The sequence below is a fragment of the Ornithinimicrobium pratense genome (assembly GCF_008843165.1).
Classification (GTDB): Bacteria; Actinomycetota; Actinomycetes; order Actinomycetales; family Dermatophilaceae; genus Ornithinicoccus; species Ornithinicoccus pratensis.
In genome coordinates this window covers 2,673,902-2,687,588 of record NZ_CP044427.1, presented here as the reverse complement: position 1 = coordinate 2,687,588, position 13,687 = coordinate 2,673,902, and the positions used below count along the sequence as shown (strand labels likewise).

General features: G+C 71.0%; 10 protein-coding genes. 8 read left to right on the top strand and 2 right to left on the bottom strand.

What is annotated here, in order from left to right:
• The first annotated feature begins 34 nt into the window (after window positions 1-34).
• From nuoL to FY030_RS12365, 7 genes are all read left to right on the top strand, one after another.
• Window positions 35-1,942: an NADH-quinone oxidoreductase subunit L gene (nuoL, locus tag FY030_RS12395; RefSeq protein ID WP_158062814.1), complete on the top strand. Its 1,908-nt coding sequence runs from the start codon at window positions 35-37 to the stop codon at window positions 1,940-1,942.
• Entirely contained in the window at window positions 1,942-3,474 is a 1,533-nt protein-coding gene (locus FY030_RS12390; protein ID WP_158061772.1) for an NADH-quinone oxidoreductase subunit M, read from the top strand. Before nuoL ends, FY030_RS12390 begins: the two co-directional genes overlap by 1 nt.
• A gap of 11 nt (window positions 3,475-3,485) precedes the next feature.
• Entirely contained in the window at window positions 3,486-5,015 is a 1,530-nt protein-coding gene (gene nuoN / locus FY030_RS12385) for an NADH-quinone oxidoreductase subunit NuoN (protein WP_238348263.1), read from the top strand.
• On the top strand, window positions 5,012-6,010 hold the full coding sequence (locus FY030_RS12380) for a polyprenyl synthetase family protein (RefSeq protein WP_238348262.1): 999 nt from the start codon (window positions 5,012-5,014) through the stop codon (window positions 6,008-6,010). Before nuoN ends, FY030_RS12380 begins: the two co-directional genes overlap by 4 nt.
• Window positions 6,011-6,017: 7 nt before the next feature.
• The gene (locus FY030_RS12375; RefSeq protein WP_158061770.1) at window positions 6,018-6,659 is read left to right on the top strand and encodes a response regulator; all 642 of its coding nucleotides are present in this window, start codon (window positions 6,018-6,020) and stop codon (window positions 6,657-6,659) included.
• Between the two features lie 138 nt (window positions 6,660-6,797).
• The gene (locus FY030_RS12370) at window positions 6,798-7,340 is read left to right on the top strand and encodes a hypothetical protein (RefSeq protein ID WP_192498594.1); all 543 of its coding nucleotides are present in this window, start codon (window positions 6,798-6,800) and stop codon (window positions 7,338-7,340) included.
• Window positions 7,341-7,349: 9 nt separating this feature from the next.
• The gene (locus FY030_RS12365; RefSeq protein WP_158061769.1) at window positions 7,350-8,201 is read left to right on the top strand and encodes a universal stress protein; all 852 of its coding nucleotides are present in this window, start codon (window positions 7,350-7,352) and stop codon (window positions 8,199-8,201) included.
• A gap of 48 nt (window positions 8,202-8,249) precedes the next feature.
• Here FY030_RS12365 and FY030_RS12360 read toward each other — a convergent pair whose 3' ends face one another.
• Entirely contained in the window at window positions 8,250-9,860 is a 1,611-nt protein-coding gene (locus tag FY030_RS12360) for a sensor histidine kinase (RefSeq protein WP_158061768.1), read from the bottom strand.
• A gap of 87 nt (window positions 9,861-9,947) precedes the next feature.
• On the opposite strand from FY030_RS12360, the gene FY030_RS12355 reads away from it, so the two are divergent.
• Window positions 9,948-10,970: a hypothetical protein gene (locus FY030_RS12355; protein ID WP_158061767.1), complete on the top strand. Its 1,023-nt coding sequence runs from the start codon at window positions 9,948-9,950 to the stop codon at window positions 10,968-10,970.
• Here the strand turns inward: FY030_RS12355 and FY030_RS12350 are convergent.
• Window positions 10,940-13,678 (bottom strand): MMPL family transporter, encoded by a 2,739-nt coding sequence (locus FY030_RS12350; protein ID WP_158061766.1) that lies wholly within the window; start codon window positions 13,676-13,678, stop codon window positions 10,940-10,942. The two genes, FY030_RS12355 and FY030_RS12350, sit on opposite strands and share 31 nt — an antisense overlap.
• Window positions 13,679-13,687: the final 9 nt, after the last annotated feature.

Genomic DNA, 13,687 nt, shown 5'->3' with positions numbered 1-13,687 from the left:
CACCACGGCCGCGACCCTCGCGGCCAGCCAGCCCATGGCCTACGACGCTGTCTCCGGCGGCGTGGCCCAGTACGGCTGGCTGATGATTGCGCTGCCCCTCCTGGGAGCGGCGGTCCTGCTGCTCGGCGGGCGCGCCACCGACACCTGGGGCCCGATGCTGGCCACCGTGCTCTCCTGGGCCTCCTTCGTGGTCGGCGCGCTGGTCATCGTCCAGCTCACCGGCCTGGCCCCAGATGACCGAGCCCTGCAGCTGCAGCTGTGGGACTGGATGAGCTTCGCCGACTTCACCCTGCACGTCGGCCTGCTGATGGACCCGCTGTCCCTGGCCTTCGTCATGCTCATCACCTTCGTCGGGTCGCTGATCCACGTGTACTCCCTGGGCTACATGGAGCACGACCGCGACAAGCGCAGGTTCTTCGCCTACCTCAACCTGTTCATCGCGGCGATGCTGGTCCTGGTGCTGGCTGACTCCTTCGTCCTGCTCTTCGTGGGCTGGGAGGGGGTGGGTCTGGCCTCCTACCTGCTCATCGGCTTCTGGAACCACAACCCGGCCTACGCGGCCGCGGCCAACAAGGCGTTCATCGTCAACCGCGTCGGTGACGTCGGCCTCATCACCGCAATGGGCCTGATGCTGGCCACCTTCGGCTCACTGGAGTTCGCGACGGTCTTTGCCCACGCCGACGGGGCCAGCGCGATGATGCTGACCCTCATCGGGCTGGCACTGCTGCTCGCCGCCTGCGGCAAGTCGGCACAGTTCCCGCTGCAGAGCTGGCTGGGTGACGCGATGGCCGGCCCGACCCCGGTGTCGGCCCTGATCCACGCCGCGACGATGGTCACCGCCGGTGTCTACCTGGTCGCGCGCAGCCAGGCGATCTACGACCTGACCCCCGATGGCCGCCTCGTGGTCGCGGTGGTCGGCGCCATCACCCTGCTCTACGGCGCGATCGTGGGCTGCGCCAAGGACGACATCAAGAAAGCCCTGGCCGCCTCCACCATGTCGCAGATCGGCTACATGATGCTGGCCGTCGGGTTGGGCCCGATCGGTTACGTCTACGCGATCTTCCACCTGATCACCCACGGCTTCTTCAAGGCCGGGATGTTCCTGGGTGCCGGCTCGGTCATGCACGCCATGAACGACCGGGTCGACATGCGCCGTTTCGGCGCCCTGAGGCGCGAGGTCAAGATCACCTGGATCACCTTCGCTGCGGGTTGGCTGGCGATCATCGGCTTCCCGTTCACCGCCGGCTGGTACTCCAAGGACCACATCATCGAGTCCGCCTTCTCCGCACCAGGCTGGCAGGGCTGGGTCTTCGGCCTGGTCGCCCTGCTCGGCGCCGGGATCACCGCGTTTTACATGTCGCGGCTGTTCTTCATGACCTTCCACGGCAAGGCCCGCTGGCACGACGACGCCCACCCGCACGAGTCGCCGCTGACGATGACCATCCCGATGATGGTCCTCGCGGTCGGCTCGATCGTGCTCGGCGCTGCGCTCTACCCGACCGGGATCCTCACCGACTGGCTGGACCCGGTCTTCGGCCACGTCGCCCACGCCGAGCCACTGATCCCGCTGCTGGCCATCCAGATCTCGGTCTTCGTGCTGATGGCGATCGGTGTCTTCCTGGCCTGGCGGACGTATGCCGCAGCTGACGTCCCCGTCGAGGCTCCCGAGGCGAATGCCTTGACGCGCGCGGCCCGCCGCGACCTCTACCAGGACGACGTCAACGACGCCCTCTTCGTCAGCCCGACCGCCACCATGGTGAAGGGTCTGACCGAGGCGGACGAGACCCTGGTCGAGGGGACCGTCACCGGCGGCACGACCGCCAGCCTGACCGGCCTGTCGTCGGTCCTGCGGCGCGCCCAGAACGGGTTCGTCCGCTCCTATGCCCTGACGATGCTGATCGGTGTCGTCGCCATCCTCGGTGCAGTGTGGGTGATGCAGTGATGAACTTCCCGTGGTTGACCACCCTGCTGGTGCTCCCGCTCGTCGGGGCCCTGGTGGTGGCGGTGCTGCCGAAGGCCAGCACGCTGGTGCGCCCCGTGGCGCTCGGCACCTCGCTGCTGACCCTGGGCGTCGGGATTGCCGCCCTGACCCAGTACCAGATCGGCGGAGGGAGCGGGCAGTTCCAGCTGACCGAGGTCCACTCGTGGATCCCGCAGTTCGGCGTCTCCTACGCCCTGGGCGTCGACGGCATCTCGCTGACGATGATCCTGTTGGCGCTGGTGCTGGTGCCGATCTGCCTCGTCGCCGCCTGGGACGACGTCCCGGCCGTCGGCCGCCGCCAGCACCTGTACTTCGCGCTGATGCTGGCCCTGACCTCGACGATCGTCGGCGTCTTCGCCGCGATCGACGTCTTCCTCTTCTACATCTTCTTCGAGGTCATGCTCGTCCCGGTCTACTTCCTGATCGGGATCTTCGGCGGGTCCCGCCGGGCGCGGGCGGCCACCACCTTCCTGCTCTACTCCCTGGCCGGCGGGCTGATCATGCTCGTGGCGGTGATCGGCGTCTATCTGGCCGGGCCGCGCGGCGCGGACGGCTTCCTGCTGACCAACCTGGCCGGGCTGGACCTGTCGGTGGAGGCCGGGCGCTGGCTGTTCCTCGGCTTCTTCATCGCCTTCGCGATCAAGGCCCCGATGTGGCCTGTGCACACCTGGCTGCCCCTGGCCGCGGAGCAGTCCCGTCCGGCGACCTCGGTGCTGCTGGTCGGCGTCCTGGACAAGGTCGGCACCTACGGCATGATCCGCTTCTGCCTGAGCCTGTTCCCCGAGGCCAGCCAGTGGGCGACACCGGTGGTCATCACCCTGGCCCTGATCTCGCTGTTCTGGGGCGCGTTCATGGCTATCGGATCCACCGACATCCTGCGCCTGATCAGCTACACCTCGATCAGCCACTTCGGCTTCATCGTGCTGGGTATCTTCGCCTTCACCACGGTCAGCCACACCGGAGCCACGCTCTACATGGTCAACCACGGCTTCACCACCGCCGGGCTGTTCCTGGTGGCCGGCATGCTCATCGTGCGCCGCGGCAGCCGGGACCTGCGCGACTTCGGCGGCTGGCAGCGGGTGACCCCGCTCATCACCGGCGCCCTGCTGATCTCCGGGCTGTCGGCCCTGTCGCTACCGGGCCTGAACTCCTTCGTCAGCGAGTTCCTGGTCATCGTGGGCACCTTCCAGCGGAACGCCTGGCTGGGGCTGATCGCCACCCTGGGCGTGATCCTGGCCGCGGTCTATGTGCTGGTGATGTACCGCAAGGTCGCCACCGGTCCACGGCCCGAGGGTCTGGACGTCCCCGACATGACGGGCCGGGAGAAGTGGGTCGTGGCACCCATCATCGCCGCCTTCCTGATCCTCGGGTTCTTCCCCAAGCCGGTTCTCGAGGTGCTCGAGCCGGCCGTGCAGCACACGCTGCAGTCGGTGGGGGTCAATGACCCCGTGCCGGCCGTCGACACCGCCAACGCCGAGGGGAGTGGCCGCTGATGGGTGGCTCTATGTTCGTCGCGCCCGACATCAACTATCTGGCGCTGATGCCGCTGATCATCGTCTTCGTCGGTGGGCTGCTCGGCTGTCTCATCGAGGGTTTCGTGCGGACGGAGCTGCGCTACCCCGTGCAGCTGCCGCTGGCCGTGGCCACCCTGGTGCTGGCGCTGGTCGCCCTGGTGCTGTTGGGCCAGGACAACCAGGGGCTCACCGCCGTGGAGACCGTCGCCTTCGACGGGCCCGCCCTGGTCCTGCAGGGGCTGATCCTCGTGCTGTCCATCGTGGGCCTGCTCGTCATGGGCGAGCGGCTCGGTGGGGGGCAGCCGGACGCCTTCACCCAGTCCGGCGCCTCGGTGCCCGGCTCGGAGGAGGAGGCCCTGGCCGTGCGGGTCGGTGCCACCACCACCGAGGTCTTCCCGCTGACGCTGCTCTCGGTCGGGGGCATGATGCTCTTCGTCGCGGCCAACGACCTGCTGCTGCTGTTCATCGCCCTGGAGATCCTCTCCCTGCCGCTGTACGTCCTGGTCGGCCTGGCCCGGCGGCGTCGCCTGCTCTCGCAGGAGGCCTCGCTGAAGTACTTCCTGCTGGGCAGCTTCGCCTCAGCGTTCTTCCTCTTCGGTGCGGTGCTGCTCTACGGCTTCGCCGGCTCGATGCGGTTCGCCGACATCGCCGCTGCCGTCGGCACCAACGTCGGGATGGACGCCCTGCTGGTCCCCGGGGTGCTGCTCATCACCGTGGGGCTGCTGTTCAAGGTCGGCGCCGTTCCGTTCCACGCCTGGACCCCGGACGTCTACCAGGGCGCTCCGACCCCGGTGACCGGGTTCATGGCGGCCGTGACCAAGGTGGCCGCCTTCGGCGCCATGCTGCGGGTCCTCTACGTCGCCCTTGAGGGTGCGGCGCTGGACTGGCAGCCCGCCCTGGCCGTGGTGGCGACCCTGTCGATGGTGGTCGGTGCCCTGCTGGCGATCGTGCAGACCGACGTGAAGCGGATCCTGGCCTACTCCTCGATCGCGCACGCCGGGTTCATCCTCACCGGCGTGATCGCGCTCAGCGAGGTCGGGATCTCCAGCACGATCTTCTACCTGGCCACCTACGGGTTCATGACCATCCCAGCCTTCGCCATTGTCTTCCTGGTGCGCTCCGCGGGCAGCGAGGCCACCCACGTCGACCAGTGGTCGGGCCTGGCCAAGCGATCCCCCTGGTTGGCAGCCGCCTTCAGCTTCCTGCTCATGGCGATGGCGGGCATCCCGCTCACCTCCGGGTTCACCGGCAAGTTCGCGGTCTTCTCCGCAGCGGTCAGCCAGGGCTGGGCTTGGCTGGCTGTGGTCGGCGTGCTGGCCAGCGCGGTGACCGCCTACATCTACTTCAAGCTCATCGTGGTGATGTACACCGGCGACCGGGTCGGCAGCACCACCGTGGTGAGCCCGTCGTGGATGACCTCCTTCGCGATCCTGTTCGGGGTTGCCGTCACCCTGGCCCTGGGGGTCATGCCCGCGCCGATGCTGGAGCTGGCCCAGAGCGCGGCGGCGTTCGTGCGGTGACAGTGACATCCATCCCCGGGGTTCAGGACGAGCTGCAGGAACGGGTCGAAGCTGGCATGACGGCGGTTGCCGCCCGCATGGACGAGGTCGTGGACCACCACGACCCGTTCATCGCCGAAGCCTCCGGCCACCTGGCCCGCGCCGGCGGCAAACGCTTCCGACCGCTGCTCACCCTGCTGGCCAGCGAGGTCGGCTCCGGGTGGGACGAGAAGGTGGTGGACGCCGCCGTCGGCGTGGAGCTGACCCACCTGGCCTCGCTCTACCACGACGACGTCATGGACGAGGCGGACCTGCGCCGCGGCGTGGAGAGCGCCAACTCCCGCTACGGCAACTCCACCGCGATCCTCATCGGTGACCTGCTCTTCGGCACCGCGAGCTCGGTGGTCGCTGGCCTGGGCGCGGAGGCGGTCCGGATCCAGGCCGACACCTTCGTGCGGCTCTGCGCCGGGCAGATCCGCGATGACCGGCAGACCGGGGTGGTGGCCGATCCCCACGAGGCGGTTGCGGCATACCTGTCCATCCTGGCCGACAAGACCGGCTCGCTGATCGCGACGGCCGCCCGCTACGGCGCCATGTTCGGCGGATGCGACCCGGAGACGGTGGGCACCCTCACCGCCTACGCCGAGCAGCTCGGCATCGTCTTCCAGTTGGCCGACGACGTCCTCGACGTCGCCTCCGACGCGGACGACTCCGGCAAGACCCCGGGCGCGGACCTGCGCGAGGGCAAGGCCACGTTGCCGGTGCTCTACGCCCGCACCTCCAGCGACCCCGCCGACGAGCGGCTGCTCACCCTGACCCGGGGGCCGATCGAGGACCCGGACGAGCTGGCCGAGGCGCTGACCCTCCTGCGTGCCCACCCGGCCATGCAGCAGGCGCGTGATCACACCCTGCGGGTGGCCGCCGAGGCCCGGACCCTGCTCGACGGGCTGCCCGAGGGCCCGGCCGTGGACGCGCTGCGCGCCCTGGTCGACGGTGTCGCCGCACGGTCCAGCTGAGTCGACGATGAGCCAGCCCGTCCGCGTCTATCTGCTCGACGACCACGAGCTGGTGCGCCGCGGTCTGCGCGACCTGCTCTCCGCCGAGCCGGACCTGCAGATCGTGGGGGAGTCGGGCTCGGCCGTGCAGGCCGTCCAGGACATTCTCGAGCTGGCCCCCGACGTCGCCGTCCTGGACGGGCGGCTGCCGGACGGCTCGGGGATCGAAGTCTGCCGTGAGGTGCGCGCCCAGAACCCTGCCATCCGGGCGTTGATCCTGACCAGTTACGACGACGACCAGGCACTGTTCGCGGCGATCATGGCCGGCGCCGACGGCTACGTCCTCAAGCAGATCGCCGGGAACGACCTCATCGACGGCATCCGCTCGATCGCGGCCGGCCGCTCCCTGCTCGACCCCAGCCTGGTGGCCCGGGTGATGGACCGGCTGCGCCGCGGGGACCCGCAGGCCGACAAGCTCGCGGTGCTCACCGACCAGGAGCGGCGGATCCTGGAGCTCATCGCCGACGGTCTGACCAACCGGCAGATCGGCGAGACGATGTACCTGGCCGAGAAGACGGTGAAGAACTACGTCTCCTCGGTCTTGGCCAAGTTGGGGCTGGAGCGTCGCACCCAGGCCGCGGTCCTGGGCGCCAAGCTCTTCGACAAGTAGGACCTGGGCCTGTTCGGGATGGGTGAGGCTTGGGACTAAGGTCCCGCCAAGGTCCGGACCCTCGCCTCTACTACGCGGTGTCGGATGTTGGGATGCTGGAGTCAACCACCAAGACCAACAACCAAGGAGCTGGCCGACATGACCACCACCGCCCCCCGCCCCGACATCGTCCACGACACCGTCGAGCACGAGCGTGAGCACTTCCTGCCGGCCGCGGGAGGTTATGCCCTGGGGGCAGTGCGGATCGCGTTCGGTTTCTACTTCCTGTGGGCGTTCATGGACAAGACCTTCGGCCTGGGTTTTGCCACCCCGGGTGAGCGGGCCTGGATCAACGGCGGCAGCCCCACCACCGGTTTCCTGTCCGGTGTCGAGGGCCCGCTGGCCGGTTTCTACACCGCGATGGCCGGCAACGGCTTCATCGACGTGCTGTTCATGCTGGGTCTGCTGGGCATCGGTCTGACCCTCATCCTGGGCATGGGTGCCCGGGTCGGTGCCCTGGCCGGTGCGCTGATGTACGTCTTCATGTACGGCGCCTCCCTCCCGCTGGTGACCAACCCGGTGCTGGATGACCACATCACCGGTGCCATGACTCTCATCGTGATCGCCCTGATCCCGGCCTCCTGGGCCTACCTGGGCCTGGGCAAGCTGTGGACCCGCACCGCTCCCAAGTACCTGTGGTGAGGTAGGGCCGTGACCGCCACCATGACGGCTCCCGGGCCGGTGCTGGTGGGCGTGGACGGCTCGGCACACAACGCCTCCGCGGTCGCCTGGGCGGCCGCGGAGGCTTCCGCGTCCGCAGGGATCGCCCCGCTGGTGCTGGTGCATGACACGCAGACCACCGGTCAGGCGCCGGGCCGGGCCATCCTGGACCGGGCCAGCGCCGATGCCGCCCGTATCGACTCCCGGCTGAGGCCGGGCGCTGACCTGGTCAGCGGCGGACCAGCCCACACCTTGTTGGTCTCGGCGCACACGTGGGAACGGGCCCTGGGCCGCGAGGGCGGCACGGCGCTGGTCGTGATCGGCCGCCGTGGGGAGGGCGGCCACCAGCGCATCAACCTCGGGCGCACCGCCCGCACACTGATCCACCAGGACGGTCCCACGCTCGTCGTGGTCCCCGACGACTGGGCGCCGGGCCAGGTGCCGGCAGACGCCCCCGTCGTCATCGACCTCGGCGCGGTAGGCCACGACAATGGACAGTCCGGTTCGGTTCTGGCTTTCGCGCTGGCCCGGGCCCTGCGCTCGGGCCGCCCGGCCCTGGCCGTGGCCAGCTGGTCGGTCCCGGTCTCGGCGGCCAGCCAGGAGCGGTCTATCCCCGCGGTGTGGACCGAGCACGCAGAGCTGGCCGAGCAGGCGCTGGAGCAGCTGCTTGCGCCCTGGCGCCGCCTCTACCCCGGGGTCCTGCTGACCGGCCTGGCCACCGACCGCAGCCCGGTGCTGGCTCTCCTGGCCCACGGTGAGGGTGCCGAGCTGCTCGTCATGCGCCGCGGCCCCCGAGCCAGCGCCGTCGTGGAGTACGCCGACGGACCCGTCGCCGTCGTCTGACCGCCGGCGTCCCGGCAGTCGGGAGGGTCTCGTCCGGGCGGGCGCCCGTCAGAGCGGCACGGTCCAGCGCAGCTGGGTGCCGTGCGGCTCGACGGGACGCAGCTCCACCCGGCCGCCCCGGTCGCTGGCCCGGGCCCGGACGTTGCCCAGCCCGCTCTCGACCGCATCCGGCGGGATGCCCACCCCGTCGTCGGTGACCGTCAGGGACAGCTCCTCGGCGGTCGCGACGGCGGTGACCTCGACGCTGCTGGCCCGGGCGTGCCGGACGATGTTGGACAGCGCCTCGCGAACCACCATGAGCACCTGGGCGTGGGTCTCGTCGTCGGCCACCGCATCCAGCGGTCCGTGCAGGTGCAGGACCGGGGCCAGGCCCAGGGTGGGCGCGTAGGACTCCACCAGGGCCCGCAGGTCGGCGCGGAAGGACCCCTCGCCGGGGCGGTGCCGCAGCTGGAAGATCGTGGCCCGGATGTCCCGGATCGTCTGGTCGAGCTCGCTGACCGCGCCCTCCAAGCGCTCCACCACCTCGGGGAGCAGGGCCCGGCGCGTGGCTCCCTGCAGGGTCAGGCCCACCGCGAACAGCCGCTGGATGACCAGGTCGTGCAGGTCTCGGGCGATCCGGTCGCGATCCTCCAGCAGCGTGAGCAAGTCGTGCTCCCGCTCGCCCAGCTCACGGTCCAGGACGAGCGAGGCGTGCAGGGCCATGGCGCTGACGACGTCCTGGACCTCCTGCCGCAGCACCCCCTGAGGGGAGCGCCAGTGCTGGACCAGCAGCACCGCAGGCTCTGGTCCGCGGTCCTCCAGGGGGACGATGCTGACGTAGGCGACCTCGCCCTCGAGCTGGGCCGCCCAGTGCCGCGGTTGCCGGTGGTCGAGCACCTCGTGCAGGTCGGGTGCCAGGTCGGCCAGGGCGGCCCCGGCGCCCTCGCCGGCGGCGGCCAGGACCCGCAGGGTGGTCTCGTCGGGGCGGGCCACCAACGCCACGGCGCCGGCGTGCAGCACCTCCCGCACTCGCCGGGTCAGCAGCGGCAGGGTGTCGTCGAGGTCTACGGTGCCGGTCAGCGTCCGGTCCAGCTCCCACAGCGCCTGGCTGACTGCCTGGTAGAGCCGGGCCGCCTCGCGCTGGCGCAGTGCGTCCAGTCGGGTGCCAGCGACCGCGGCCAGGGTCAGCAGGGTGGGCTGGTGCGTCTCGGCCTGCCCCGCTGGCAGGGCACCGAGCCGGATCGTGGCGCGGACCCGGCCGTCCGCGACCACGTCTGCGCTCAGCGCCACGGTCTCTGGGCCACCCCGGATGAGCCCCTGGGCCAGGGTGGGGTGGTCCGCGCCACCGTGCCGCAGGACGTCGCCTCGTGACCAGTCCACGTCCTCGTCCACAACCAGCAGCACTCCCGCACCGGCACCGGTGAGGCGGCAGGACAGGGCCAGCGTGCGGTCGAGCAGCTCGTGGACGTCCTCGAGCTGGACGAGGTCCCGGGCGGCGCGCAGCACGTCGCGCACGGCTGCCACCGCCGGTGACGGGGGTGCGGGAACCTCAGGGTCGAGCACGGGTCCGTCGGCGGAGCGGGCGGCACGGTCTGGGACTGGGGCGCCGGGGCCGGAGATGGAAGTGTCGAGGCCGAAAGAGGTGTCAGGGCCGGGGGCGGGGTCAACGGGTCCGGTCATGGTGGACGTCCACGCTACCGTCGTCAGGTGCCGGGCGGTGGTGGCCCAACGCATACCCTGGGTCCGAACCGAACCGGAAGGACCTTGATGCGTCACCGCCGTGCCCTGGCCGGGCTGTGGGCGATCCTGCCCCTGCCCGCGCTGCTGGCCGCACTCACCCTGCGCCCCGTGCCGGCCGTCGTGCCGCGACACTGGTCGGGGCCGACCGCGGACGGCTACGTGACCGGGCCGGGCTTCGCCTCCGCCCTGCTGTCCACGGTGGTGCTCGTCGCCCTGTTCGCGGCGGGCACTGCGCTGCTGCGGCGGGTCGTGCCCCCGGCCTGGTCGCGGTGGGCGCTGGCGCTCCTGGGTGCGCTGGGCTGGGGTGCGGTCTGGCTCTACGTTCTCACCGTCTGGCGGGTCGGGGTCGTCGGGGTGGAGCAGGTGCGCGAGTGGTGGGCGTTGCTGGCGGTGCTGCTCGGGCTGGGCGCCGGCTGGGTCGGGTATGCCGTGCACGGCCGCCGCTGGCCCTCGCCGACCGAGGTGCTGGCCCAGGTCCCCGACCGGGCCCGCGTGCAGGCGCTGCGGGGCAGGGCGGTGCGCCCCCTGCAGCCGTGGAGCACCGAGCTGGACTCGCGGACGCTGCGCGTGACCGGTGTGGGTGTGCCGGTGGTGCTTGGAGCGGCGGCCGTGTGGCAGCTGGTCGCGGGAAGTCTGGCGCTGACGGTGCTGCTGGCCCTGGTCGGCCTGGGCACGGGCCTGCTCGCGCTCGCGTGGTCCTCGGTCACCCTCGCCGTCGACGTGGACGGGCTGCGGATCCGCTCACGGGTGCTGCCGGTGCAGGTCTCCCACGTCGCGGCCGAGCGGGTGGTCGGGGTCGAGGTGCAGGACCTGGACCCCATGCGCTGGGGCGGGGTCGGCCTGCGCCCGCTGCCGGACCGCACCTCCTACATCGTGGACCAGGCCGGGGGGCCAGGCCTGGTGATCCACCAGCGCGACGGGCGCCGGCTCGCGCTGCAGGTCACCGAGGGTGACGCCGCGGCGCGGGCCGGCGCCCGCACGCTGCTCCAGGCCGCCGGGCAACGGCTGGGGCAGGAGCCTCAGGCCCGCCCGGCGGGCTCGGGCTCCTGAGCGGCTGAACCGCTGCCGGAGCCGGCCGGCGTCAGGGACTGCTCCAGGCGCACGCCTTCGACGTCCACGTTGGGCAGCACCCGGTCCAGCCAGCGCGGCAGCCACCACGCCTTCTCGCCCAGCAGGGTGAGCACGGCCGGGGTCAGCGTCATCCGGACCAGGAAGGCGTCGATGAGCACACCCACGGCCAGGCCCAGACCGATCGGTCGGACCATGGTCAGGTGGGCGCCGATGAAGCCGGCGAAGACCGAGATCATGATGATGGCCGCGGCGGTCACGACCCGAGCGGAGAGGTTGAAGCCGCTGACGACGGCCTCCTTGGCGCTCTTGCCGTGCACGAACATCTCGCGCATCGAGGAGACCAGGAACAGCTGGTAGTCCATGGCCAGCCCGAAGAGGATCCCGATGAGCAGGATCGGCAGGAACGACAGCACCGGCCCGGGCTCGTTGACTCCGAAGAGGAAGGACAGGTGGCCCAGCTGGTAGACCGCCACCACCGCACCGAAGGCGGCGACGATGGAGAGCAGGAAGCCGACGGTGGCCAGCAGCGGCACCCAGATCGAGCGGAAGACCAGCAGCAGCAGGATGAGCGAGAGCCCCACGACCACCGCCAGGTAGACCGGCAGGGCGTCCCCGAGCTGCTCGGAGATGTCGATGTTGGCGACCGTCTGACCGGTGATGTCGATGCTGGCGCCGTGGTCGGTCCCGAGCGCAGGCAGGGTCGCGTCGAGGTCATCGACCAGCCTGACCGTCGACTCCTCGGTGGGGCCGCCCTCCGGCTGGATCTGGAAGGCCAGCACGTCCCGGTTCTCGTTGACCCCGGCGGGCAGCACCCGCAGCACGCCGTCGATCTCGGCCAGGTCCTCGGCGATGTCGGCCTGAGCGCCGATCAGCTCGACCTCGCCGTCGCCGACCGGCTCATCGAGCTCGGCCACGGCCAGGATGGGCCCGGTGGCGCCGGCACCGAACTCGCTGCGGATCGTGTCGTAGGTGGTGTAGGCCGTGGAACCGGCCGGCTCCGAGCTGCTGTCCGGCAGGCCCAGCCGCAGCTGGCCCGTGGGGTAGCCCAGGCCGACGACGATCGCGACGACGGCCAGGATGGCCAGCCAGGGGCGGCGCTGGACGCCGGCCGCCCAGCCGCGCCCGGTGTCGGCCTGCCGTAGGTCCTGAGCGGCGTTCCCCGCCTCGTCGCCGGAGGCCACCGCGGCGCGTGCCTTGCGGGGAAGCACCCGCAGCCCCATGAGCGACAGCAGCGCCGGGGTGAGGGTGATCGCGACCAGGACGGACAGGCCGACCGTAGCGGCGGCCACCAGGCCCATGATGCCCAGGAACGGCATACCGGTAAGGGTGAGCGCGGACAGGGCGATGATCACGGTCAGCCCTGCGAAGGTGACCGCGTTGCCGGAGGTGCCCACGGCCAGCGCGATCGACTCACGCAACGGCATGCCGTGCCGCAGCTGCTCGCGGTGCCGGTTGATGAGGAACAGGGAGTAGTCGATGCCCACCGCCAGGCCCAGCATCAGGGCCAGCACCGGGGTGATCGACTGCATGTCGAAGAACGGGGAGAGCGCCAGCGACCCGGCGACGCCGACCCCGACCCCGACCAGCGCCATGAGGATCGGCAGCCCGGCGGCCAGCAGGGTGCCGAGCATGACGAGCAACACCACGGCGGCCACCGCCAGGCCAACCGCCTCGGAGGGGCCGAAGATGGAGTTGAGGTCCATCGAGAACTCGCCGGAGAAGTCGACCTGCACCCCGCCGGTGTCCGCGATGGACTCGCCGATCGCCTGGATCTCCCGGGCGGTGTCCGGGTCGATGGCGGAGGCCTCGCCGCCGGTGACGGACACCTGGGTCATCGCGACGGTGCCCTCCTCGTTGACCACGCGCATGCCGTCGGTCAGGTCGGCCAGCCGTTGCCCGGCCGCCAGCTCCACCTCTCCCTGCTCGAGGGCTTCGCGCCCCGAGACGATCTCGGCCTCGCCCTCGCTGATCTGCTGCTCGGCCGCCTCGAGCTCCTCCCGGCTCTGGGCCAGCTGCGCCTGACCGGCCTCCAGCTGCTCACGGCCGGCGTCGAGCTGTGCTTGGGCGGCCGCGATCTCTGCGCGGGCCGGCTCGGCCTGGGCCGGGGGGATCAGGCCTGCGGCGACGGCGCCCTCGAGCTGCTCGGACTGCGCATCGAGCTCAGCCTGGCCCTCGTCCAGCAGCTGCGCCTGGGTGGCGATCTCGGACTCCCCGGCCTCCAGCTGCTCCCGCCCGGCGTCCAGCTGCTCGCGCGCCTCGGTGAGCTCAGCCTCACCTGCGTCCAGCTCCTCGGCACCGGCCTCGAGCTCGGCCCGGCCGTCGACGATCTGCTGCTGGCTGTCGTCCAGCTGCTGCTGGCTCTCGAAGGGGTCGACCGCCTCGACGTCGTCCATGGCGTTCCACCGCTCGACGACGTCCGCGATGGCGTCCTGCTGGTCGTCGGTGAACGGCGCGTCGCCTGTGAAGACCACCGTGCCCGTCGTGCCGGAGGCCTCGGGGATCTCCTCGCGCAGGGTGTCCAGCACCGCCTCGAAGCGGCTGTCCGGGATGGAGATCTCGTTGGTCAGCGGGCGCATGAAGGTCACGGCGCTGACCGAGACGAGCACGAGCACGGCGGCCCAGATGCCGATGACGGTCCACCGGTGCTGGGCGCACCAGCGCCCCAGCTTGTGCAGAAGGATGGCCACGGGGGTGGT

Excerpts from the sequence above, each read along its gene's own strand:
- nuoL (WP_158062814.1), top strand. The coding sequence starts at position 35 with ATGGCCTACGACGCTGTCTCCGGCGGCGTGGCCCAGTACGGCTGGCTG.
- FY030_RS12390 (WP_158061772.1), top strand. The coding sequence starts at position 1,942 with ATGAACTTCCCGTGGTTGACCACCCTGCTGGTGCTCCCGCTCGTCGGG.
- nuoN (WP_238348263.1), top strand. The coding sequence starts at position 3,486 with ATGTTCGTCGCGCCCGACATCAACTATCTGGCGCTGATGCCGCTGATC.
- FY030_RS12375 (WP_158061770.1), top strand. The coding sequence starts at position 6,018 with ATGAGCCAGCCCGTCCGCGTCTATCTGCTCGACGACCACGAGCTGGTG.
- FY030_RS12370 (WP_192498594.1), top strand. The coding sequence starts at position 6,798 with ATGACCACCACCGCCCCCCGCCCCGACATCGTCCACGACACCGTCGAG.
- FY030_RS12360 (WP_158061768.1), bottom strand. The coding sequence starts at position 9,860 with ATGACCGGACCCGTTGACCCCGCCCCCGGCCCTGACACCTCTTTCGGC.
- FY030_RS12355 (WP_158061767.1), top strand. The coding sequence starts at position 9,948 with ATGCGTCACCGCCGTGCCCTGGCCGGGCTGTGGGCGATCCTGCCCCTG.